Raw genomic sequence first — 20,440 nt, 5'->3', positions numbered from 1 at the left:
GTGTGAAGCGTGCGATCCTGCTGTTGCCCCTGGCGATCTTCCTGGTCGTCGCGGTATTCCTCTTCCGTGGCCTGTGGCTGGACCCCAGCGAGCTGCCGTCGGCGCTGATCGGCAAGCCGTTCCCGGCGTTCTCCCTGCCCAGCGTCACCGAGCCGGGCAAGACTTACACCGAGGCCGATATCAAGGGCAAGCCGGCGCTGGTCAACGTCTGGGGCACCTGGTGCCCGACCTGCCGCTTCGAGCACCCGGTGCTCACCGATCTCGCCGCCAAGGGCGTGGTGATCTACGGCATCAACTACAAGGATGATGGCGCCGCCGCGCAGAAGTGGCTCAAGGAGCTGCACAACCCCTACCTGCTGAACATCGCCGATGCGCAGGGCACCCTGGGCCTGGACCTGGGCGTCTACGGCGCGCCGGAGACCTACATCATCGACAAGGACGGCATCATCCGCCACAAGCTGGTCGGCGCCGTCGACGAGAAGGTCTGGCGTGATCAGCTGGCGCCGATCTACCAGGGCCTGGTCGACGAAGCGGAGGGCAAATGAAGCGTCTGCTAGCTGCCGCAGCGCTAGGTCTTGCCCTCACCGGCATCGCCCACGCCGCCATCGACACCTACGAGTTTGCAAATGACGCCGAGCGCGCGCGCTTCCGCGACCTGACCACCGAGCTGCGCTGTCCCAAGTGCCAGAACCAGGACATCGCCGACTCCAACGCGCCGATCGCCGCCGACCTGCGCAAGCAGATCTACACCCAGATGGCGGCCGGCAAGAGCAACCAGCAGATCGTCGACTATATGGTCGACCGCTACGGCGAGTTCGTGCGCTACAAGCCCGAAGTCAGCGAGCGCACCTGGCTGCTCTGGTTCGGCCCCGCCGCGTTGCTGGGTCTGGGCGTGATCGTCATTGGCGCCATCGTCGTGCGCCGCCGTCGCCCGGCCGCTGCCACCTCCACCACGCTGTCCGCCGAGGAGCAGGCGCGTCTCGACCAATTGCTGGATAACCAAGACAAATGATCGATTTCTGGCTCGCTGCCGGCCTGCTGTTGCTGGTGGCCCTGGCATTCCTCCTTGTCCCTCTGCTGCGCGGCCGCAAGGCCCAGGCCGAGGAAGACCGCACCGCCCTCAACGTCGCCCTGTACCAGGAGCGCCTGGCCGAACTGACCACCCAGCGTGACGCCGGGACCCTCGACGATGCCCAGCTCGAAGCCGGCCGCGCCGAAGCGGCCCGCGAGCTCCTCTCCGACACCGAAGGTGCCAGCGAGGATCGCCGTTCACGTCTTGGTCGTGCTGCGCCGATGATCGTGGCGCTGGTCCTGCCGTTCCTTGCCCTGGGTCTGTACCTGCACTGGGGCGCCAGCGACAAGGTCGCCCTGGCCCGCGAGTTCGCCACGGCGCCGCATTCCATGGAAGAGATGACCACGCGCCTGGAGCGCGCCGTGCAGGCCCAGCCGGATTCCGCCGAAGGCTGGTACTTCCTCGGTCGCACCTACATGACGCAGAACCGCGCCGCCGATGCCGCCAAGGCCTTCGAGCAGGCCGCGCGCCTGTCCGGCCGCCAGCCGGAAGTGCTCGGTCAGTGGGCCCAGGCGTTGTATTTCGCCGGTGACAAGGCGCTGACCCCCGAGGTACGCGCCCTGGCCGATGAAGCCCTGAAGAAGGACCCACAGGAAGTCACCACCCTCGGCCTGCTCGGCATTGCTGCGTTCGAGGACGAGAAGTACGCCGACGCCATCGACTACTGGGGCCGCCTGGTCGCTGTGCTGCCGCAGGATGACCCGTCCCGCGAAGCCATTGCCGGTGGTGTCGAGCGTGCCCGCCAGCGCATGATCGAGAAGGGCCAGACCCCGCCGGAGGCGCCGGTTGCCGCCACCACCGCTGGCGTGACCCTGAAGGTGAAGGTCGACCTGACCGCCGCGGTGAAGGGGCAGGTCAAGCCGGACGACAGCGTGTTCGTCTTCGCCCGCGCCGTAAGCGGCCCGCCGATGCCGCTGGCGGTGAAGCGCCTGAAGGTCTCCGACCTGCCCAGCGAAGTTTCGTTGAGCGACGCCGATGCAATGATGCCGCAGCTCAAGTTGTCGCAGCATCCGCAGGTGCAGCTCGTCGCCCGGATCTCCCGCGCCGGCAATGCCACCGCTGGGGAATGGATCGGACGAAGCGCTTCGTTGTCTACTTCCCAGGCGGGCGAACAGAGCGTGACAATCGACAGCCCGGATCAGAAGTAATCACGACAAGAGAGGGTTGAGCGATGAAGGGCAGAGTGTTGGCGCTGGGCGCCATGCTGGTACTGAGTGGTTGCGTGGTGCAGCCACAACAGCCGGAGCAACCGCCCGAGCATACGCCGCCGCCTTCGCAGCCGAGCAAGCCGATCCCGCCGGCGAAGACCTCCAGCTCGCCCATCACCCCGCAGCCCAGCGCTGCGCCGGCTGCCAAACGCCCGACTCAGTTCGCCCCGCCGCCTGGCGGCAAGGGCCGCTGGGACGCCAGTCTCGGCGTCTATGTGATCCAGGGGCAGAAGGACCTCTACTACCGCCAGCGCACCTACTACCACTGGGAAAACGGCTGGTACTGGGGCGTCGGCCCGCAAGGTCCCTGGACTGAAACCGACAGCAGCGGCGTTCCGCCGGGGCTTACCCGCAAGTACGCGCAGTAACGCGCCGATATCGCCATTCGCGAGCTGTTTGTCAGCTTTGTAGAAGCGAGCTTGCTCGCGAACGGGCTCTCCGGTGGTGCCAGCGTCAAGCGGTTCGCGAGCAAGCTCGCTCCTACAGGGACTCTCTGGCTGCGTTCAATCGAACGTCCCCATCTCCGTCCCCAGCTCAATCACCTCTACCCGATTGCGTCCGCTCGCCTTGGCCCTGTACAGCGCCTTGTCCGCCGCCGCGTAGAGCCCCTCGTAGGTGCCCGGCACGCCAGCCTCCAGGCAGGCGATGCCGAAGCTCGCGGTAAGGTAGAGCAGGCCATCCTTCATCGGCAGCGGGGTTTCCTCCAGCAGCCGACGCACCTTCTCGGCGATCACCCGTGCCTGCGGCTGGGAGGTGTCGGGCAACAGCAGCAGGAACTCCTCGCCGCCCAGGCGCGCCACGCTATCGCCGGTACGGGTGTAGTTGCGCAGCAGGTTGGCGGTGTGGCGGATGACTTCGTCGCCCAACGGGTGGCCGTAGCGATCGTTGATGAACTTGAAATGATCCAGGTCCACCATGAGCAGGCTGATCGGCGCAGGCTGGCGGGCGGCGCGCGAAAGCTCCATACCCACCAGCTGGTCGAACTGGCGGCGATTGAACAAACCTGTCAGGGGATCGTGGCCGGCGAGGTATTCCAGCTGGCGGTTCTTTTCCTCCAGCTCCAGCCGTTGCTGGCGGAGGAACTCGCGTTGGCGCAGGTTGCGCACATGGCCATGCCAGAGGATGAATGACAGCACCAGGCCGATGCCGCAGATGGTCAACCCGCCCATCTGGTTCGACAGGCGCAATTGCGGGCTGGCCTGGGTCAGCGCCATGGTCAGCTCGAAGGCGGCCAGGGCGAGGATATAGAGGATGACGGCGAGGCTCGGGCGCAGCAGGATGAGCAGGGCGGTGGCCACCGAGGCCATGAGGAAGGGCGTGATGCTGCTGGTTACCTGCTGGTCGGCGCCGGTGATGGCGATGCCGAACCCCAGGACCAGGGCGCTGCCCAGCATTGTGAGTAGTTGCATGTACCACAATGGCATGCTGCGGCGCGGCGGCGAGGCCAGCCATGCGAGGAGACCGAGAAGGCTGAATAGCACCGCGACCACGGCGTGGACTCGGATGATGTCCAGCCGCCAGCCGTCGTATTCGGGGCTGGAGCCCTGCAGGTTGAGGCGGAAGACCAGGATGTGAATCAGGTCGAAGGGCACCGCCAGCAAGGCGGAAAAGTACAGGCGTCGCAGGTTTTCCCGGGCAATGGGCAGCGCCAGCGCGTCGTTGACGGCAATGGCGTGGTACAGACGCTGGAGCAACGTCCTGGACACGGTCTCTGGCCTCCTGCGCAAAGTGCCGGGCATTTGCAGAATAGTCAGCCACCGCCTTGCTGTCGTGGCGATCAGACGCGACGTGACCCGGCTACACGCGCGGGCTGTCACAGGTCGCTACGCTGAAATTTCTGATCCAGGCAGTAAATTGGCCTGGAACATTGTCGGATAAGCCCTCGGCGGGCATAGTCCGCAACCCCGTTCTTCCAAGGACGCTGTCATGAATCCCAGGACGCCTTCATGAATAAAGTGCAACGACTGTCGGCGCAGCAGGGCCTGGACGCCGAGCGCGCGCTGCTCGATGCCACCTTCGCCGGTGAACGCGACAGCGGCCTGCTGTTCTGGAGCCCGCTGGAGCAGTCGCTGGTGATGCCCCGGCGACTGAGCCGCCTGGACGGCTTCCCTGCTGCCGAAGCGGCCTGCGCCGGGCTCGGCTGGCCGATTGCCCTGCGCGATACTGGCGGTGAGCCGGTGCCGCAGTCCGCCGGGGTGCTCAACGTCGCGCTGGTCTATGCCATCCCGCCGGGCGACAACGAGCAGACGCGCATCGAGACCGCTTACCTTCGCCTGTGCCAGCCGCTCTGCGACTGGCTGGCCGCCCTCGGCCTCGATCCGGGCCTGGGAGAAGTGGAGGGTGCCTTCTGTGATGGCCGCTACAACGTCAACCTGGGCGGTCGCAAGCTGGTGGGCACCGCCCAGCGCTGGCGCCGCCGGCCCAGCGACGGGCGCTACGTGGTGCTGGCCCACGGCGCCATCCTGATGGAGAACCAGCGCGAGCCGATGGTTGCCGCGGTGAATGCGTTCTACGAGAACTGCGGGCTCGACGCTCGCGTGCGTGCCAGTAGCCACGTGGCGCTGGAAGAGCGCTACGAGCAGCCCTGGAACCAGGTGGACGCCCTGGCCGGGCAGTTCCAGCGGCACCTGCTGGCCGAGGGCGTGGCGCTGGACGTGTGAGATGAACGACGTGGGTGGATCTTTGCTTCGCCCCAACCCTTCCAAGGAGTCTTGATAGATGGAACATGGGACGAATTACCTGCAGTCGGCAGTGGTCTTCCTGCTCGCGGCGGTGTTCATGGTGCCGCTGGCCAAGCGCCTGCAGCTGGGCGCGGTGCTCGGCTACCTGCTCGCCGGGGTGTTCATCGGCCCGTCGCTGCTGGGGCTGATCGACAATCCCGAAAGCGTCGCCAGCCTGTCCGAGCTGGGGGTGGTGCTGCTGCTCTTCATCATTGGCCTGGAGCTCTCGCCCAAGCGCCTGTGGGTCATGCGCAAGCAGGTGTTCGGCGTCGGCCTGGCGCAGGTGCTGCTCACCGCGCTGGCCATTGGCAGCGTCGCGGTGCTGGCCTTCGATATGCCGGTGAACACCTCGGTCGTGCTGGGCGGCGGCCTGGCGCTGTCGTCCACCGCCTTCGGCCTGCAGATTCTCGCCGAGCGCAAGGAGCTGAACAGCCCATACGGCCGCCTGGGTTTCGCCATCCTGCTGTTCCAGGACATCGCCGCAATCCCGCTGATCGCCATGATTCCACTGCTGGGCGCGCGCGCCGACTCGGCCGCGCCTGGTGGCGATCTGGCCCACGTCATGGAAGTGGTCGGCAGCATCGCCGTCGTGGTCATCGGCGGGCGCTTCCTGCTGCGCCCGGTGTTCCGCTCGGTGGCCCGCACTGGCCAGGCTGACCTGTCCACCGCCACAGCGCTGCTGGTGGTGGTGGGCACTGCCTGGCTGATGGAGTGGGCCGGTGTGTCCATGGGCCTGGGCGCCTTCCTCGCCGGCCTGCTGCTGGCGGACTCGGAGTACCGCCACGAGCTGGAAGCGCAGATCGAGCCCTTCAAGGGCCTGCTGCTCGGCCTGTTCTTCATCAGCGTGGGCATGAGCGCCGACCTCGGCCTGCTCAAGAGCGAGCCGTTCGTGGTACTCGGCCTGACTCTGCTGCTGGTGGGTATCAAGCTGCCCTTACTGTTCCTCATCGGCCGTCTGGCCGGCGGCCTGGACAAGGTCTCGGCGATCCGCCTGGGTGTGCTGCTGGGGGCCGGCGGCGAGTTCGCCTTCGTGGTGTTCAAGCTCGCCCTGGCCCAGGGGCTGATGGACGGCAAGCTGCACTCGCTGCTGGTGCTGTGCATCACCCTGTCCATGGCGATGACGCCGCTGCTGGTGCTGGCCCTGGCGCGCAGCATCAAGCCCAAGCCTGCTGTACTGCGTGAGCCTCCGCCGGAATACCGCCAGCTTCCGGACGACGCACCGCGCGTGGTGATCGCCGGCATGGGCCGGATGGGCCAGGTGGTTGCCCGTATCATGCGCGCCCAGGGCGTGCCCTTCGTTGCGCTGGATACTTCGGTGGACACCATCGAACTGACCCGCAGCTACGGCAATATCCCGATCTTCTATGGCGACCCGCTGCGCCCGGAAATCCTCCGTGCCGCCCAGGTGGAAAAGGCCGAGTTCTTCGTCGTCGCCACGGACGATCCGCAGACCAACATCGAGACCGCGCGCCTGGTGCGCAAGCTCTACCCGCATCTGAAGGTCATCGGCCGGGCGCGAAACCGCCAGCACGTCTACCACCTGCTGGACGCTGACGCGACGCCGGTGCGCGAGACCTTCCACTCGAGCCTGGAGATGAGCCGCCTGCTGCTCACCGGCCTGGGCCTCAACGAGGAGCAGGTCGCCGCGCGCATCCGCCGCTTCAAGCGCCACGACGAAGCGGTGCTGATGGCCCAGTACCGTGTCTACGACGACGAGACCGCAGTGATCCAGACCGCCCGCGAGGCCCGCAAGGAGCTGGAGACCCTGTTCGAGGCGGACCATCTGGAAGACCAGGGCATCGGCCACCACTGACGGGCCATTCCGCGCATCGATAGTGCTGGGGCGCAGCTCGCGCCCCGGCGCATCCTCGGGCCTTCGCAACGGAGGCCCCAGTGATGAGCGACTACCGCACTTTCACCCGTGAAGACCGCGACGGCGTTGCCGTGGTGAGCTTCGCTCACCCGCCGATCAACCTGGTCGACCGCGCCATGGTCATTGACCTGCTGCACCTGGCCGATGAACTGGAGCGCGACAGCGATACCCGTGTGGTGCTGTTCCGCAGCGCCAACCCGGACTTCTTCCTCGCCCATTACGACCTTGGTAGCCAGCTGGACGCGCCGCCGATGAAGCTGCCTGCCGGCATGGCCAGCCCGCTCAGCGCGCTGTTCAGTCGCTTCAGCCGGCTACCGCAGGTGACCATCGGCGAGCTGCGCGGTCGTGCGCGGGGCGCCGGCAGTGAATTCCTCCTCGCGCTGGATATGCGCTTCGCTTCACGCGAGCGCGCACTGCTCGGCCAGCCGGAAGTGGCAGTCGGCCTGTTGCCCGGTGCGGGCGGCACGGTGCGTCTGGCCCAAATGCTGGGGCGGGGCAGGGCGCTGGAAGTCTGCCTGGGCGGCGAGGATTTCGATGCGGATACGGCGGAGCGCTACGGCTGGATCAATCGCGCGCTGGCGGATGCGGAGCTTGAAGGGTTCTGCGAGACACTGGCGCGACGCATGGCGGCCTTCCCGGCGGCGGGCATCGCCCATGTCAAGGCGGTGGTGGAGCAGGTGACGGCAGCGGATCAGGCAGCGCTGGTGGAGGAATCGCAACGCTTCGTCGGTGACATGTCGGCGCCGGAAACGCTGGAGCGGGTGCGCTGGATGATGGACAACGGTGGGCAGCAGGACGCAGAGCTTGAGCGCGACCTGGGGGCCGCGCTCGGGCACTTTCCCAAGCGGATCGAGGACTGATTCACGCGGTCTTCGCCAGGATCGGTTCGTTCGCTACGGCGACCAGTACCGGCCGTGCCAGTTGGTGTTTCACCGCCGGGCGCGGCTGGCGGCTGACCGAGGGGCGACGGTCGGGGATCACCACGGCGGAGCCTGGCGAGCGCAGGGTCAGCACGGCGATGCCGCCGGCCAGCAGCGTGGTGGCGAGCACGACGCTGGCCAGTGCGACGTACAGCAGCAGCTCTACCAGTGAGCCAACGAGCAGCAGGAAATCGAGAATGACTTGCATGGTGGTGTCCTCTTGACGATCCGTTGGGGGCGTCTCGCGAGTAGCTTGTTCGCCCCTGCGGCCCGACTGCGGGGCCGGCGAATCTCCTGCCAGCGAGTTGATGGGGCAAAGATGCCGCGCGCGGACTATCAAGAGAACTGAATGCGTCGACTGGTGACTATCGACGTTATCGATAACGGCGGGAAGCCGCGTGGCAGAGCGGTTGGGCTTTTCGTTGGATCGAGGGGACGCCTGGTCCTTGCTCGTGAGCTGGCATCGGAGCAGGGGCTTGTTCGCGAGCAAGCTCGCTCCTACATGAATATCTGCGCGGGGCCGGCCCTCTTCCTTAACCTGGCTGCGGGCCCTGCTTCGAAGGGAAGGGGGACTAAGCGGCGTCAGGCGGAACACCGGGCGGGCCGGCAACTTCGAACGGCCCCCTCTCCCTACGGAGCGGGGCGCGCAGCCAGGGCGGGGGAGAGGGGAGCCCAGGTCAGAACTTCTCACCGGGCTGCAGGAAGCGCCATTGGCCGACGGGCAGCTTGCCCATGGCCACGCCGCCCAGGCGCAGGCGACGGATCGACACGGCGTGCAGGCCGACTGCACGGCACATGGCGGCTATCTGGCCGGGGCGGAACTGCTTGCCGGCAAAGCGCAGGCGGTTCTCACTCTGCCAGCTGACCTTCAGCGGCGGCAGCTCGCGGCCGTCGATGACCATGCCACGGCACAGGCGTTTCAAACCGTTGTCGGCTAGTTGCCCGCTAACCTCGACCACGTATTCGTGCTCGATGTTGTCCGCCTCGTCCACCAGTCGGCGCTGCACGCCGCGGCTCTGGGTGTAGACCAGCAGGCCGCTGGCATCGGTCTCCAGCACGGTGGTGTTGAACTGGTGCCCGAAGTGCTTGCGCAGCAGGCGCTGCTGCAGGTTGTCCTCGCTCCAGCGCTTGTCCGGCGTCAGCAGTTGCTGGGCGGAGTTGGCGCCGTTGCCGCTGCCCAGGCCGACAGGTTTGTGCACGAGGATGGTCACCGGCGGGATCGGGTCGGGAGAGGCGCCCGGCAGCAGCTCGATGCGCTGGGTATCGACCTTGAACTGCGGTTCCTCCACGCGCTGGCCGTCCACCGTGACCCAGCCACCTTCGATATACAGCTCGGCGTCGCGGCGCGAACAGGGCAGCAGCTCGGCGAGGCGCTTGGACAGGCGGATGGCTTCGGACATTTCGGGTAACCAGGCAGGGGAAAACGTCCATTGTAACCGCAAGCCGGCGGAATGATCCGCGCGGTGTCCGGTCACAACCTCTGACCAAGCAACGAGGAAGAGCGATGCGGATCACCCTGATCGACGGCCTGGGCTGGGACCTGGACGAGCGCGGCACCGGTGGCCTGATCAATCGGCGCGGCGAAAAGGTGCACCTGCGCCAGGGCGACATGGACGGTGCCTGCGGGCCCTACTGCCTGGTGATGGCCATGCTCGCCCGCAACCAGTTGGCGCGGCGCCAGGCCAAGGGGCTGGCGCCGGTGGATTCGCGGACCCGCTACGGGCGGTTGATGGAGGCGCTGAACGAGCACGAGACTCTGGTGCGCGTCGGCACCACGGGCGCCGACCTGCTGGAACTGCTGAAGGTCATCAGCGACAAGGAATACCGCGTCGAGCGCGGCAACGGTACGCGGATGGTGGAACTGACCCGGCGCCATCTGGACGACAACATCCCGGTGGTGCTGGGCTTCCACGGCCGCAAGGACAGCGATATCCGCCACTGGTGCCTGGCGGTGGGCATGAGCGACGACGCCTTTTTCCTCCTTGATCCGGCTCACGACCTGCAGCGCGGACTGGCGTGGAACGCGGTGCTCACCACCCAGGCCAACGGCTCGCGCTTCGGCTATCGCTACCTCAATGCGAAGGGCACCTGGGCGGTGACGCTCAAGGAGATGGTGGCGCTGCTTTGAGTGCTTGCCTCAGCGGGTGAAGCGGAACAGGTTGTAGCCTCCCAGCTGTTCCGGCACCAGCAGCACGAAGCCGTCGTACGAATTGCGTACCACGCCGACCACGTCGGTCTCGCGCGCCGCTGCCTGCTCCAGGCCGCTGTAGCCAACCTGCGGATCGTCGTTCACCGAGGCACCGCCGACAAAGACCAACTGCTTGTCGTCCAGGCGCTGCAGATAGCCGCTGATTCGCTGCGAGCCGCTGGTCTTCTCCAGGAACAGGCCCTTGGGCGTCTGCCGCACCGAGCACTTGAAGTTCGGGTAACCGTACAGCGCTTCCGTTTCGATCTGCACCGAGCGGCATTTCCAGTTGCCGGTGAGGGCCGTGTCGGCCAGTGGTTCGGGATCTTCCAGCACGATGCGGTAGAGGTTCAGCGCTTCGTTGCGGGTGGTCTCGTCTTCGCTCTGCTGGAGCTGGTCGAGCAGGCGCTTGACCTCGCCGTCGAGGGTCGTCAGGCGCTGCTGGTCGGCGGCGTTGACCGCGGCTGGCCAGACAACGGCAGCGTCTTCGGCGAAGGCCAGCGGGGAGAGCAGCAGGCCGGCGGTGAGCAGGGCGGCAGTGAGGGAGCAGCGTTTGGACATCGTATGCATTCCGTTGCGGGGTGAATGTCCGCGGACCGTGCCGCGGGCGGGAGACCAGGCTAGGGAGTCGGTTCGACCGGCGGCGCCACGGGCGCCTCGCGTTCGTGCACCCAGGACATGAACAGTTCGTAACCCAAGGCCAGTACCACCGGGCCGACGAACAGGCCGATGATGCCGTTGCTGAGCATGCCGCCGAGGGCGCCGATCAGGATCACCGCCATCGGCACCTTGCTGCCGCGGCCGAACATCAGCGGCTTGAGCACGTTGTCGGAGAGGCCGCCGGCGACGGTCCAGACAGTGAACAGGATGGACACCAGCAGCGAGTCGTTGGTCATGAACACGTAGGCGATCGCCGGCAGGGTGATCAGTACCACCGGCAGTTGGGTGATGCCCAGCAGCAGTACGCCCAGGGCCAGCAGGCCGGCGCCGGGAATGCCCATGACGATGAAGCCCAGGCCGAGGATCAACGTCTGGATGAAGGCAACGCCCACCACGCCTTGGGCGACCGCACGGATGGTGCCGGTGCACAGCTGGGCCAGGCCCGGGCCACGGTCCGGCCCGGAGATGCGGATGGCAATGTCGCAGGCGGTGCGGCTGCCAAGCTTGCCGTAGGCCATGATGATTCCGGCGATGATGAAGGCGGCGAGGAACTGCATCAGCCCCATGCCCACGCCTGCCGCCTGCCCTGCGACTTTCTTCGCCACGCCCTGCAGGTGTGGCGCCAGCTGGTGTGCCACGCCCATGAAGTCAGTGGCCACGCGCTGCCAGAAGGGATAGACGTACTGCCCGATCACCGGCCAGTTCTGCACCGAGTCCGGTGGCAGCGGGATCTGCAGGGTACGGTTCTGAATGGCGTGCACCAGGTCGCGTACCGAATCGGCCATGGACAACCCGATCACTACCACCGGCACCAGCAGGATCACCAGGCCCAGCACCACGATCAGGCTGGCGGCGCTGTTCGGGCGCTCGCCCAGCCAGCCGCTGAGCAATTGGTGCATCGGGTAGAGGGTGATGGCGAGGATCACCGACCAGAGCATCAGGTCGAGGAAGGGATGGAAGATGCGGAAGCAGAATACGGCCAGCAACAGGATCAGACCGGCGCGGATCAGTACATCGAGCAGGTTGCGCGACAGTAGCTTTTCCGGAGAGGGCAGCATGGGGTGCTCCTTGCGAGTGGCTGGGATTGGCCAAGTCCTAACTATCGGCGGACTCTGCCCGAGTGCAAGGTGGGCGGCAACACAGGAACAGCGGATTTGCGGAGGTTTTGGTGTAAAGCGGGGGCGGGAGCAGTGCGGGACAGGTGGTGCGGAGGAGGCGGGCAGCCTGCCGGGAGCCGGCAGGCTTGCCTGCGAGATATTACTTCTTGCCGAGGCTGATGTGGCGGCTCGGTGCGCCGTAGTTCTGACCAGTCACGCCCTTGGCGATCTGCTGGATCTCACCGCCGGAGTTCAGGAAGGCGGCGATCTGGGCTTCCAGAGCTTCGCTGGTCGCGGTCGCGGCGGGAGCTTTGGGGGCGGCTTTCTGGCGGGTGGAGGGCTTGGTAGTCATATCTGCCATACCTGTCTGCGCAAATTGGCCGCCCATTGTACATCAAACGAGCACCTTTCGGGGCGGTTATGGAACGAACGGTCCCATTCGGCTGCCTGAATCGTCCTTGGCGTGGCGTCCTGCGGCGGTGCTACCCTCTGCCCATTTCGGCCGTTCAGAGCCCGCCATGTCCCTGTTGTCGTCCCGCCAGCGCAATGCCCTGCGCCTGGCCCGCTCGTTCCTCGCACCGTACCGCTGGCGTGCCCTTGGCGCCTTGCTGGCGCTGCTGTTCACCGCTGCCATCACCCTGTCACTGGGGCAGGGCATCCGCCTGCTGGTGGACCAGGGCTTCATCACCCAGTCCGAACAGCTGCTCACCCGTGCCATCGGCATCTTCTTCGCCCTGGTGCTGTGCCTGGCGGTGGGGACCTTCGTGCGCTTCTACCTGGTGTCGTGGATCGGCGAACGCTTCGTCGCCGACATCCGCCAGCGCGTGTTCGACCATTTGATCGAGCTGCACCCTGGTTTCTACGAGAACAACCGCGCCTCGGAAATCCAGTCGCGGCTGACCGCCGACACCACGCTGCTGCAGTCGGTGATCGGCTCTTCGCTGTCCATGGCGCTGCGCAATGTGCTGATGCTGCTGGGTGGGGTGATCCTGATGTTCTTCACCAACGCCAAGCTGACCAGTATCGTGGTCGCCTCGCTGCCATTGGTGATCGCACCGATCCTGCTGTTCGGCCGCCGCGTGCGCAGCCTGTCGCGGCTCAGCCAGGACCGCGTGGCGGACGTCGGCAGTTACGTCGGCGAATCCCTCGGGCAGATCAAGACGGTGCAGGCCTACAACCACCAGGCGCAGGATCGCGCGCGATTTGGCCGCACGGTGGAAGACGCCTTCGATACCGCGCGTAAGCGCATCATGCAGCGCTCCTGGCTGGTCAGCGTGGTGATCCTGCTGGTGCTCGGCGCCGTCGGCGTGATGCTCTGGGTCGGCGGCATGGACGTGATCGCCGGACGCATCAGCCCCGGTGACCTGGCGGCTTTCGTGTTCTACAGCCTGATTGTCGGCATGGCCTTCGGCACCCTCAGTGAAGTGATCGGCGAATTGCAGCGCGCGGCCGGTGCCGCCGAGCGCATCGCCGAGCTGTTGCGCGCGCGCAGTGAAATCCACGCGCCGGCCAGCGACTTGCTGCGCCTGCCCGAACGTATCGTCGGCAGCATCGACCTGCAGGGCGTGCGATTTGCCTATCCCTCGCGCCCGGAGCAGTGGGCCATTGACGATATCGACCTGCGCGTGGAGCCGGGCGAGACCCTGGCGCTGGTCGGCCCGTCGGGCGCCGGCAAGTCCACCCTGTTCGACCTGCTGCTGCGCTTCTACGACCCGCAGCAGGGTCGCATCCTGATCGACGGCCAGCCCATCGCCCAACTCGATCCGGTGGACCTGCGCCGCAGCTTCGCGCTGGTGTCGCAGAACCCGGCGCTGTTCTTCGGCACGGTGGAGGAGAACATCCGCTACGGCCGCCCCGGCGCCAGCGATGCGGAAGTCGAGGCCGCCGCCCGCGCCGCCCATGCCCACGAGTTCATCCTGCGCCTGCCGCAGGGCTACCAGACGCACCTGGGCGAGAGCGGCATGGGGTTGTCCGGTGGCCAGCGCCAACGACTGGCGATCGCCCGTGCGCTGCTGGTGGATGCGCCTATCCTGTTGCTCGACGAAGCCACCAGCGCGCTGGATGCCGAGAGCGAACACTTGATCCAGCAGGCGCTACCGGGGCTGATGCGTGACCGCACCACCCTGGTGATCGCCCATCGCCTGGCCACGGTACTCAATGCCGACCGCATCGCGGTGATCGAGCATGGTCGCCTGGTGGCGCTGGGGCGGCACGCCGAACTGGTGGTCAGCAGTCCCTTGTATGCACGCCTGTCCGAGCTCCAGTTCGGCCAGGCGGAACAGAATCTGTAGGAGCGAGCTTGCTCGCGAACCGTCTGATACCGGAGCCGACGGTGTGAGTTCGCGAGCAAGCTCGCTCCTACAATCCTGCGGCGTTCGGCGGCTGAAGGCGCATCCTGGCGCCAATGCGCGTAGAATGCCCGCCCCGTTCACGAGGTAAGCGTCATGGCAGTTATAGGTCGGTTCAATTCGTTGCAGGTGGCCAAGCACACCGATTTCGGTCTCTACCTGGATGGCGAGAGCCACGGCGAAATCCTGCTGCCCAAGCGCTACGTGCCGAAGAACGAACCCACCGAAGTGGGTGACTGGCTCAACGTGTTCATCTACCTGGACAGCGAAGACCGCCTGATCGCCACCACCCAGAAGCCCAAGGTGCAGGTCGGCGGCTTCGCCAGCCTGAAGGTGGTGGAGGTCAATCGCATCGGTCTGTTCCTCGACTGGGGGCTGCCCAAGGACCTGCTGCTGCCGCACTCGGAAGAGAAACGCCCGCTGCAGGTCGGCGATTACTGCGTGGTCTACGTCTACCTCGACGAGCGCAGCCGCCGCATCACCGCCACCGCGCGTCTGGACCGCTACCTGGACAACACCCCGGCGAATTACAAGGCCGGCCAGGAAGTCGACCTGCTGGTCGTCGAACGCACCGACCTGGGCTACAAGGCGATCATCGAAGGCAAGCACTGGGGGCTGATCCACAAGAACGAAGCGTTCAAGTTCCTGCGTGGCGGCCTGCGTGAGAAGGGCTACATCAAGGAAATGCGCGCCGACGGCAAGATCAGCCTGAGCCTGCAACCGGCCGGCGCGGGGCTCTCTGATGCCCTGAGCGAGAAGATCCTCCAGGCTCTGCGCGATGCCGGCGGCACGCTGGCGATCAGCGACAAGAGTCCGCCGGAGCTGATCGCGCAGCAGTTCGGCGTCAGCAAGGGCAACTTCAAGAAGGCCATCGGCGGCCTGTTCAAGCAGGGCCTGATCGTCATTCACGACGACCGTATCGAACTGGCCTGAGGCTAGCCGCGACCGCGGACGATGGACTCGGCCACCGCGCAACGAGGCTCGGCCGGGGCCAGTGAACCCATGCGTTGCAGGTCCACCGGTGTGCCTGGCTCGGCCTTCAGCTGGCGACGCAGGTCGTCGAATACCCGGTCATGTTCCTTGCGAAAGCGCAGTACCGGCCCGCGGCACGCCCGCAGGCCGTGGCGCCGCAGGATGCGCGTGGCGCTGCCGGCGAAATTGAAGGCGAGATCGCCGGGCAGGTCGAAGCCGTCCTTGAATGGTTGGCCGTCGATTTCCCCCTCCAGTTCGAACTTCACCAGCGCATCGCGGCTAGCGGCGTTCTCCACGCTGTAGCTCAGGCGGATGCGGTATTGCTGGCGGTCGAGGCCGGCAGTCGAGTGGACGGTGACCTGAGCCGGGGTAGCCATTGCTCCTCCTCGAGGCAAGTAGCTTGAAGGGTAGATGGACCGTAGCGGGCGGCAGGAGATACAGCCAGGTGATACGGGGAAAGTCCGCGCATCGATCTGCCGATGCAGGTCGCAGAACGGCTCGTTGAGCGTTCAGTAGGAAGTTTCAGACGCTCGCGCGGGGTGATGCATGACATGAGTCAACGCCCGGCGCGCCGCTGGCGGGGCGAGTGACAGGCACGCAACGCACCTGCCGCTGACTGGAGTCACGGATGGGAGAGCTGGCGGCGCTGATCGTGCAGAGGCGCCGCTACATCATGTGGCGGAAGCGATTCCAGGCCTGCTCGATGGACAGCCACCAGGCCGGCATGGCGCTGCCGAAGCCGGCGATTTCCAGGCGCGGGTGATGGCGCACCACCATGTCCAGCACCGGTTCCTGCTCGGGCTTCACGTCGACGAAGAACACGTGGCGGCCTTCCTGCAGGTTGTCCTGGAAGCGGCGCACGTCGCCGCTGGGGCGCTGCAGACCGAAGAAGCTGCTTTCCCACAGACTGAAGCCCAGCAGTACCGCGGCAAGGAACACCACGGGAATCCAGCCGGCCGCCGTTTGCGTCCAGCCGCTCAGGTAGCCGACCACCAGTACCAGCACCGCCAGCGCGGCGCCGATCATCAGGCCGATCTTGCCCCAGTGCACCACGTCCTTCTTCATCATCGAGGGCACTTCGTGGAGACGGTGTTCTTCCATCTCCGCATCGCTGTCGCTGAGCACGTGCATCTGTTCGATGCCGATGCCGCTTTCGGAAAGCTCCTGCTCGACCTGTTCCAGGTCGTCCAGGTTGTCGCTGATGTAGTAATGCCTGTTCATGACGAACCTCCCGCCCCCGGAATGAAAGCGCCCCCAGGGTTCGACCGCCATCTACCGTGAAATTCGGCAAATATCCGTCGTTCGATGGTTGTCGTCGTCGATCAGTCTATCACTGCGGTGCTGCGGCTTCCGGGGCGCTGCCCGGCGGTCGCGGGCTTGCCAGACCGGTTGCAGGGGCCGAGGATGCAGCTCTCATTGGAAGCATGCCGCTTTCACACAACGGCGAACGAGGCCGAGATGATCCGCGAAATTCTCAAGATGGGCGACGAGCGCCTGCTGCGCATTGCCCCGCCAGTGCCCGAGTCGATGATCGGCAGCAACGAGTTGCAGGAGCTGATCGACGACATGTTCGAGACCATGCACCACGTTGGCGGCGTCGGCCTGGCTGCGCCGCAGATCGGCGTCGACCTGCAACTGGTGATATTCGGCTTCGAGCGTAGCGAGCGCTACCCGGATGCGCCGGCGGTTCCGCCGACCATCCTGCTCAACCCGGTGATCACGCCCATAGGTGACGAGTTGGAGGAGGGCTGGGAAGGCTGCCTGTCGGTGCCGGGCCTGCGCGGCGCGGTGAATCGTTATCAGAGCATCCGCTACCAGGGCGTCGATCCGCAGGGCCAGCCTATCGACCGTACCGTGGAAGGCTTCCATGCGCGGGTGGTGCAGCACGAGTGCGATCACCTGATCGGCCGCCTGTACCCGTCGCGCATCACTGATTTCAGCAAGTTCGGTTTTACCGAAGTGCTGTTCCCGGGGCTCGATCCGAGCGCGGACGACTGACAGCAACCCGAGCCGTTCTCTGTAGGAGCGAGCTTGCTCGCGAACCCGCCGGGCTGTGGAACTGCCGGCGAACTTATTCGCGAGCAAGCTCGCTCCTACAGCAGGTGATGGTGCCGTGCGCGTTTGCAGGAGCGGGCTTCTTCCTGAGAAGAGGGCGGCGTCGCCGTTAATCTTCCTGGTCGAGTTGGTAGCGCGTCGGCACCAGGCTCTCCTTGATCTTGCGCAGGTGTGGCTGGAAGTCCACGCCACGGCGCAGGGTCACGCCGGTGGCGAGCACGTCGAGTACGGTGAGCTGAATGATCCGCGAGGTCATCGGCATGTAGATGTCGGTGTCTTCGGGCAGCGGTATGTCCAGGCTCAGCGTGCTGGCGCGGGCCAGCGGCGAGTCGGCGGCAGTCAGGCCGAGCACCGAGGCGCCGTTCTGCCGCGCCAGGTGCGCCACGTCCACCAGCTCGCGGGTGCGCCCGGTATAGGAAATCACCACGAACAGGTCGCCGGTGTGCGCCACCGAGGCGATCATCCGCTGCATCAGTACGTCGCTTTGCGCCGACACGGCGAGATTGAAGCGGAAGAACTTGTGCTGCGCGTCGAGCGCTACCGAGCTGGAGGCGCCGAGGCCGAAAAAGTGGATTTGCCGGGCCTGGATCAGCAGGTCGACGGCACGGTCGATCACCTTCGGGTCGAGCTGCTTGTGGGCGCTGTCCAGCGAGGCGATGGTGCTGCTGAAAATTTTCCGGGTGTAGGCCTCGGGGCCGTCGTCGGCGGCCACCGCCTGGGTCACGAAGGCCGCACCGCTGGCCAGGCTCTGCGCCAGCTGAATCTTCAGTTCCGGATAGCCGCTCATGCCGAAGGAGCGGCAGAAACGGTTCACCGTCGGCTCGCTGACGCTGGATGCCTGGGCCAGCGCGGCGATGCTGAAGCGCGTGGCCTGCTGCGGATCGCGCAGGATCACCTCGGCGACCTTGCGCTCGGCCTTGTTCAGCTCTTCCAGACGGCTCTGGATCTGCTCCAGCAGGTTTTTCATCCGTGCTCCTTGGGCAATCGACGGTTGACCGGTTGGTTACGGTCAGCGGCGCTATCCTAACGTCAGGCCGGCAGGCGACCAACAGCGGCGCGAAACGGCAAAAATATGTTGTTTAATTACTACATATTTGCCTTAATGTTGGCGTGGAAGGCTAACTATCGTTCAAAATTTGGTTGGTAACAACAAATGCCTGAAGTCCGCGTTCTGCCCTGCACCCTCGCGCTGTTCGGCGCCCTGGGTGATCTCGCCCTGCGCAAGCTGCTGCCGGCGCTCTATCAGCTCGACCGTGAAGACCTGCTGCACCGCGATACCCGCATTCTCGCCCTGGCACGCGATGACGGCGCCACCGAGGCTCCGCTGGCGACCATCGAGCGCCGCCTGCGTCAGGCCGTACCGGCGAAGGAGTGGGACGAGGCCGTGTGGTCCCGCTTCCAGGCGCGCCTGCATCACCTGAGCATGGATTTCCTCGACGCCGGCTCCTACCAGGTGCTGGCCGAACTGGTGGGTGACGAGAAAACCCTGGTCGCCTATTTCGCCACCGCCGCCTCGGTATTCGGCGGCATCTGCGAGAACCTTGCTGCTGCCGGCCTCGCCGAGCGCACGCGGGTGGTCCTGGAAAAACCCATCGGCCACGACCTCGAATCATCCCGCGCGGTGAACGATGCGGTGGCGCGCTTCTTCCCGGAAAACCGCATCTACCGGATCGACCATTACCTGGGCAAGGAGACGGTGCAGAACCTCATCGCGCTGCGCTTCGCCAACAGCCTGTTCGAGACCCAGTGGAACCAGAATCACATCTCCCACGTGGAGATCACCGTGGCCGAGAAGGTCGGCATCGAAGGCCGCTGGGGTTACTTCGACAAGGCCGGCCAACTGCGCGACATGGTGCAGAACCACCTGTTGCAACTGCTCTGCCTGATCGCCATGGACCCGCCGGCGGACCTTACCGCCGACAGCATCCGCGACGAGAAGGTGAAGGTGCTGCGCGCGCTGGAGCCCATTGCTCCCGAACAGTTGGCGACCCGCGTAGTGCGTGGCCAGTACACCGCCGGCTACATCGATGGCAAGGCCGTGCCGGGCTACCTCGCCGAGGAAAACGCCAACCCCAACAGTGATGCCGAGACTTTCGTCGCCCTGCGCGTGGATATCCGCAACTGGCGCTGGTCCGGCGTGCCGTTCTACCTGCGTACCGGCAAGCGCATGCCGCAGAAGCATTCGCAGATCGTCATCCACTTCAAGGAACCGCCGCACTACATCTTTGCTCCGGAGCAGCGCTCGCTGATCAGCAACCGGCTGATCATCCGCCTGCAACCGGATGAGGGTATTTCCCTGCAGGTGATGACCAAGGACCAGGGGCTGGGCAAGGGCATGCAACTGCGCACCGGCCCGCTGCAGCTGAATTTCTCCGAAACCTTCCAGACCGCCCGGACGCCGGATGCCTACGAGCGACTGTTGCTGGAAGTCACGCAAGGCAACCAGAACCTGTTCGTCCGCAAGGATGAGATCGAGGCCGCCTGGAAGTGGTGTGACGGCCTGATCGACGGCTGGGGGCGCCTGGGCGAGGAGCCCAAGCCCTATCCGGCCGGAAGCTGGGGCCCGCAGGCCTCGGTTGCCCTGATCGCACGCGACGGGAGGGACTGGTATGGCGATCTTTGAACCGACTCTGAAAGAAGGCATGGCCTGGAAGACCTGGAACAACGCCGCCGAGCAGTCTCGCGGCCTGGCCGAAGCGGTAGCCGATGGCCTGCGCGAGGCATTGATCGAGCGTGGGCGCGCGTTGCTGGTGGTGTCCGGTGGACGCAGCCCGGTGGCCTTCCTCGAGGCCCTGAGCGGTGCGGTGCTGGATTGGTCAAAAGTGGCCGTCAGCCTCGCCGACGAACGCTGGGTGCCCGAGTCTCACCCGGACAGCAATGCCGGCCTCCTGCGTCGCCACCTGTTCAAGGGGGCAGCGGCCAAGGCGCAGTTCATTGGCATCTACCAACCGGCAGCCAGCCTGGAAGAGGCGGCCGACAAGGCCGACCGCTACCTGCACGAGCTGATGCTGCCAATCGACGTACTGGTGCTGGGCATGGGCGATGACGGCCACACGGCCTCTCTGTTCCCCGGCAGCACCAACCTGGTCGAGGCGCTCGACCCTGACGGCACGCGCCGTTGCCTGCCGATGTGGGCGCCGACCGTGCCGCACCAGCGCCTGACCCTGACCCGCGCGGTGCTGCAGGGCGCACGGGTGCAGATCCTGGCCATCCAGGGCGAGTCCAAGTTGGCCACTCTGAGCCAGGCGCTGAGCGACAACGATGACCAGCGCATGCCGATCAATGCATTCCTGCGTTCACCACTTTCGATCCATTGGTGCCCCTGAGGCA

General features: G+C 65.9%; 22 protein-coding genes. 13 read left to right on the top strand and 9 right to left on the bottom strand.

Translation table 11 applies throughout. The features are described 5' to 3' along the window. The first annotated feature begins 2 nt into the window (after window positions 1-2). From dsbE to ACNFH5_RS07985, 4 genes are read left to right on the top strand one after another with little or no spacing between them, the layout of a single operon-like run. Window positions 3-545: a thiol:disulfide interchange protein DsbE gene (gene dsbE / locus ACNFH5_RS08000; protein WP_416745097.1), complete on the top strand. Its 543-nt coding sequence runs from the start codon at window positions 3-5 to the stop codon at window positions 543-545. After that, window positions 542-1,012 (top strand): cytochrome c-type biogenesis protein, encoded by a 471-nt coding sequence (locus tag ACNFH5_RS07995; protein WP_416745096.1) that lies wholly within the window; start codon window positions 542-544, stop codon window positions 1,010-1,012. Before dsbE ends, ACNFH5_RS07995 begins: the two co-directional genes overlap by 4 nt. Beyond that, entirely contained in the window at window positions 1,009-2,220 is a 1,212-nt protein-coding gene (ccmI, locus tag ACNFH5_RS07990; protein ID WP_416745095.1) for a c-type cytochrome biogenesis protein CcmI, read from the top strand. The genes ACNFH5_RS07995 and ccmI overlap by 4 nt, the downstream gene beginning before the upstream one ends. A 23-nt stretch (window positions 2,221-2,243) precedes the next feature. Beyond that, the gene (locus ACNFH5_RS07985; RefSeq protein ID WP_416745094.1) at window positions 2,244-2,648 is read left to right on the top strand and encodes a hypothetical protein; all 405 of its coding nucleotides are present in this window, start codon (window positions 2,244-2,246) and stop codon (window positions 2,646-2,648) included. A 135-nt stretch (window positions 2,649-2,783) separates the two neighbouring features. Here the strand turns inward: ACNFH5_RS07985 and ACNFH5_RS07980 are convergent, their stop codons facing one another. After that, entirely contained in the window at window positions 2,784-3,986 is a 1,203-nt protein-coding gene (locus tag ACNFH5_RS07980) for a GGDEF domain-containing protein (RefSeq protein ID WP_416745093.1), read from the bottom strand. A gap of 240 nt (window positions 3,987-4,226) precedes the next feature. Between ACNFH5_RS07980 and ACNFH5_RS07975 the strand changes: the two genes are divergently transcribed. The 3 genes from ACNFH5_RS07975 to ACNFH5_RS07965 all read left to right on the top strand — a co-directional run bounded on the left by ACNFH5_RS07975 (window position 4,227) and on the right by ACNFH5_RS07965 (window position 7,733). Next, window positions 4,227-4,940 (top strand): lipoate--protein ligase family protein, encoded by a 714-nt coding sequence (locus ACNFH5_RS07975; RefSeq protein ID WP_416745092.1) that lies wholly within the window; start codon window positions 4,227-4,229, stop codon window positions 4,938-4,940. 58 nt (window positions 4,941-4,998) lie between these two features. Continuing rightward, window positions 4,999-6,813 carry a monovalent cation:proton antiporter-2 (CPA2) family protein gene (locus tag ACNFH5_RS07970; RefSeq protein ID WP_416745091.1) on the top strand — a complete coding sequence of 605 codons (1,815 nt, stop codon included), beginning with the start codon at window positions 4,999-5,001 and terminating at the stop codon, window positions 6,811-6,813. An 83-nt stretch (window positions 6,814-6,896) separates the two neighbouring features. Beyond that, window positions 6,897-7,733 (top strand): enoyl-CoA hydratase/isomerase family protein, encoded by an 837-nt coding sequence (locus ACNFH5_RS07965; RefSeq protein WP_416745090.1) that lies wholly within the window; start codon window positions 6,897-6,899, stop codon window positions 7,731-7,733. Between the two features lies 1 nt (window position 7,734). Here the strand turns inward: ACNFH5_RS07965 and ACNFH5_RS07960 are convergent, their stop codons facing one another. Further along, window positions 7,735-8,001 carry a hypothetical protein gene (locus ACNFH5_RS07960; protein WP_138215053.1) on the bottom strand — a complete coding sequence of 89 codons (267 nt, stop codon included), beginning with the start codon at window positions 7,999-8,001 and terminating at the stop codon, window positions 7,735-7,737. Between the two features lie 469 nt (window positions 8,002-8,470). After that, window positions 8,471-9,193, bottom strand: a complete 723-nt coding sequence (locus tag ACNFH5_RS07955; RefSeq protein WP_416745089.1) for an RNA pseudouridine synthase — start codon at window positions 9,191-9,193, stop codon at window positions 8,471-8,473. 104 nt (window positions 9,194-9,297) lie between these two features. On the opposite strand from ACNFH5_RS07955, the gene ACNFH5_RS07950 reads away from it, so the two are divergent. Continuing rightward, window positions 9,298-9,921, top strand: coding sequence for a hypothetical protein (locus ACNFH5_RS07950; RefSeq protein ID WP_416745088.1), 624 nt, complete (start codon window positions 9,298-9,300; stop codon window positions 9,919-9,921). A 9-nt stretch (window positions 9,922-9,930) separates the two neighbouring features. Here ACNFH5_RS07950 and ACNFH5_RS07945 read toward each other — a convergent pair whose 3' ends face one another. The 3 genes from ACNFH5_RS07945 to ACNFH5_RS07935 all read right to left on the bottom strand — a co-directional run bounded on the left by ACNFH5_RS07945 (window position 9,931) and on the right by ACNFH5_RS07935 (window position 12,096). Then, a complete protein-coding gene (locus ACNFH5_RS07945; protein WP_416745087.1) occupies window positions 9,931-10,539 on the bottom strand; it encodes a DUF4893 domain-containing protein in 609 nt (202 codons plus the stop codon). Between the two features lie 59 nt (window positions 10,540-10,598). Further along, window positions 10,599-11,696 (bottom strand): AI-2E family transporter, encoded by a 1,098-nt coding sequence (locus ACNFH5_RS07940; protein WP_416745086.1) that lies wholly within the window; start codon window positions 11,694-11,696, stop codon window positions 10,599-10,601. A gap of 199 nt (window positions 11,697-11,895) precedes the next feature. After that, window positions 11,896-12,096, bottom strand: coding sequence for a hypothetical protein (locus ACNFH5_RS07935; protein WP_024765957.1), 201 nt, complete (start codon window positions 12,094-12,096; stop codon window positions 11,896-11,898). Window positions 12,097-12,253: 157 nt separating this feature from the next. Between ACNFH5_RS07935 and ACNFH5_RS07930 the strand changes: the two genes are divergently transcribed. Further along, complete coding sequence (locus ACNFH5_RS07930; RefSeq protein WP_416745085.1) at window positions 12,254-14,026, top strand: ABC transporter transmembrane domain-containing protein; 1,773 nt, start codon at window positions 12,254-12,256, stop codon at window positions 14,024-14,026. A gap of 153 nt (window positions 14,027-14,179) precedes the next feature. Next, window positions 14,180-15,016 (top strand): S1 RNA-binding domain-containing protein, encoded by an 837-nt coding sequence (locus ACNFH5_RS07925; RefSeq protein WP_416745084.1) that lies wholly within the window; start codon window positions 14,180-14,182, stop codon window positions 15,014-15,016. A 2-nt stretch (window positions 15,017-15,018) separates the two neighbouring features. On the opposite strand, the gene ACNFH5_RS07920 is transcribed toward ACNFH5_RS07925, so the two are convergent. Both ACNFH5_RS07920 and ACNFH5_RS07915 read right to left on the bottom strand, forming a co-directional pair. Then, complete coding sequence (locus tag ACNFH5_RS07920; protein ID WP_416745083.1) at window positions 15,019-15,432, bottom strand: DUF5064 family protein; 414 nt, start codon at window positions 15,430-15,432, stop codon at window positions 15,019-15,021. 289 nt (window positions 15,433-15,721) lie between these two features. After that, entirely contained in the window at window positions 15,722-16,276 is a 555-nt protein-coding gene (locus ACNFH5_RS07915; RefSeq protein ID WP_416745082.1) for a magnesium transporter, read from the bottom strand. Window positions 16,277-16,513: 237 nt separating this feature from the next. Here ACNFH5_RS07915 and def point away from each other — a divergent pair, with 237 nt between their 5' ends. Beyond that, window positions 16,514-17,053, top strand: coding sequence for a peptide deformylase (def, locus tag ACNFH5_RS07910; RefSeq protein WP_416745081.1), 540 nt, complete (start codon window positions 16,514-16,516; stop codon window positions 17,051-17,053). 166 nt (window positions 17,054-17,219) lie between these two features. Here the strand turns inward: def and ACNFH5_RS07905 are convergent, their stop codons facing one another. After that, window positions 17,220-18,077 (bottom strand): MurR/RpiR family transcriptional regulator, encoded by an 858-nt coding sequence (locus ACNFH5_RS07905; RefSeq protein WP_416745080.1) that lies wholly within the window; start codon window positions 18,075-18,077, stop codon window positions 17,220-17,222. 186 nt (window positions 18,078-18,263) lie between these two features. Here ACNFH5_RS07905 and zwf point away from each other — a divergent pair, with 186 nt between their 5' ends. Continuing rightward, window positions 18,264-19,733, top strand: coding sequence for a glucose-6-phosphate dehydrogenase (gene zwf / locus ACNFH5_RS07900; protein WP_416745079.1), 1,470 nt, complete (start codon window positions 18,264-18,266; stop codon window positions 19,731-19,733). Further along, entirely contained in the window at window positions 19,720-20,436 is a 717-nt protein-coding gene (pgl, locus tag ACNFH5_RS07895) for a 6-phosphogluconolactonase (RefSeq protein ID WP_416745078.1), read from the top strand. The genes zwf and pgl overlap by 14 nt, the downstream gene beginning before the upstream one ends. The last annotated feature ends 4 nt before the right edge of the window (window positions 20,437-20,440 follow it).

It is taken from the genome of Pseudomonas sp. NY15435 (genome assembly GCF_048068295.1).
In the GTDB taxonomy this organism is placed as follows: Bacteria; Pseudomonadota; Gammaproteobacteria; order Pseudomonadales; family Pseudomonadaceae; genus Pseudomonas.
This window is presented reverse-complemented; position numbering and strand designations above follow the sequence as displayed.

Excerpts from the sequence above, each read along its gene's own strand:
- ACNFH5_RS07995 (WP_416745096.1), top strand. The coding sequence starts at position 542 with ATGAAGCGTCTGCTAGCTGCCGCAGCGCTAGGTCTTGCCCTCACCGGC.
- ccmI (WP_416745095.1), top strand. The coding sequence starts at position 1,009 with ATGATCGATTTCTGGCTCGCTGCCGGCCTGCTGTTGCTGGTGGCCCTG.
- ACNFH5_RS07985 (WP_416745094.1), top strand. The coding sequence starts at position 2,244 with ATGAAGGGCAGAGTGTTGGCGCTGGGCGCCATGCTGGTACTGAGTGGT.
- ACNFH5_RS07975 (WP_416745092.1), top strand. The coding sequence starts at position 4,227 with ATGAATAAAGTGCAACGACTGTCGGCGCAGCAGGGCCTGGACGCCGAG.
- ACNFH5_RS07970 (WP_416745091.1), top strand. The coding sequence starts at position 4,999 with ATGGAACATGGGACGAATTACCTGCAGTCGGCAGTGGTCTTCCTGCTC.
- ACNFH5_RS07965 (WP_416745090.1), top strand. The coding sequence starts at position 6,897 with ATGAGCGACTACCGCACTTTCACCCGTGAAGACCGCGACGGCGTTGCC.
- ACNFH5_RS07960 (WP_138215053.1), bottom strand. The coding sequence starts at position 8,001 with ATGCAAGTCATTCTCGATTTCCTGCTGCTCGTTGGCTCACTGGTAGAG.
- ACNFH5_RS07955 (WP_416745089.1), bottom strand. The coding sequence starts at position 9,193 with ATGTCCGAAGCCATCCGCCTGTCCAAGCGCCTCGCCGAGCTGCTGCCC.
- ACNFH5_RS07950 (WP_416745088.1), top strand. The coding sequence starts at position 9,298 with ATGCGGATCACCCTGATCGACGGCCTGGGCTGGGACCTGGACGAGCGC.
- ACNFH5_RS07945 (WP_416745087.1), bottom strand. The coding sequence starts at position 10,539 with ATGTCCAAACGCTGCTCCCTCACTGCCGCCCTGCTCACCGCCGGCCTG.
- ACNFH5_RS07940 (WP_416745086.1), bottom strand. The coding sequence starts at position 11,696 with ATGCTGCCCTCTCCGGAAAAGCTACTGTCGCGCAACCTGCTCGATGTA.
- ACNFH5_RS07935 (WP_024765957.1), bottom strand. The coding sequence starts at position 12,096 with ATGGCAGATATGACTACCAAGCCCTCCACCCGCCAGAAAGCCGCCCCC.
- ACNFH5_RS07930 (WP_416745085.1), top strand. The coding sequence starts at position 12,254 with ATGTCCCTGTTGTCGTCCCGCCAGCGCAATGCCCTGCGCCTGGCCCGC.
- ACNFH5_RS07925 (WP_416745084.1), top strand. The coding sequence starts at position 14,180 with ATGGCAGTTATAGGTCGGTTCAATTCGTTGCAGGTGGCCAAGCACACC.
- ACNFH5_RS07920 (WP_416745083.1), bottom strand. The coding sequence starts at position 15,432 with ATGGCTACCCCGGCTCAGGTCACCGTCCACTCGACTGCCGGCCTCGAC.
- ACNFH5_RS07915 (WP_416745082.1), bottom strand. The coding sequence starts at position 16,276 with ATGAACAGGCATTACTACATCAGCGACAACCTGGACGACCTGGAACAG.
- def (WP_416745081.1), top strand. The coding sequence starts at position 16,514 with ATGATCCGCGAAATTCTCAAGATGGGCGACGAGCGCCTGCTGCGCATT.
- ACNFH5_RS07905 (WP_416745080.1), bottom strand. The coding sequence starts at position 18,077 with ATGAAAAACCTGCTGGAGCAGATCCAGAGCCGTCTGGAAGAGCTGAAC.
- zwf (WP_416745079.1), top strand. The coding sequence starts at position 18,264 with ATGCCTGAAGTCCGCGTTCTGCCCTGCACCCTCGCGCTGTTCGGCGCC.
- pgl (WP_416745078.1), top strand. The coding sequence starts at position 19,720 with ATGGCGATCTTTGAACCGACTCTGAAAGAAGGCATGGCCTGGAAGACC.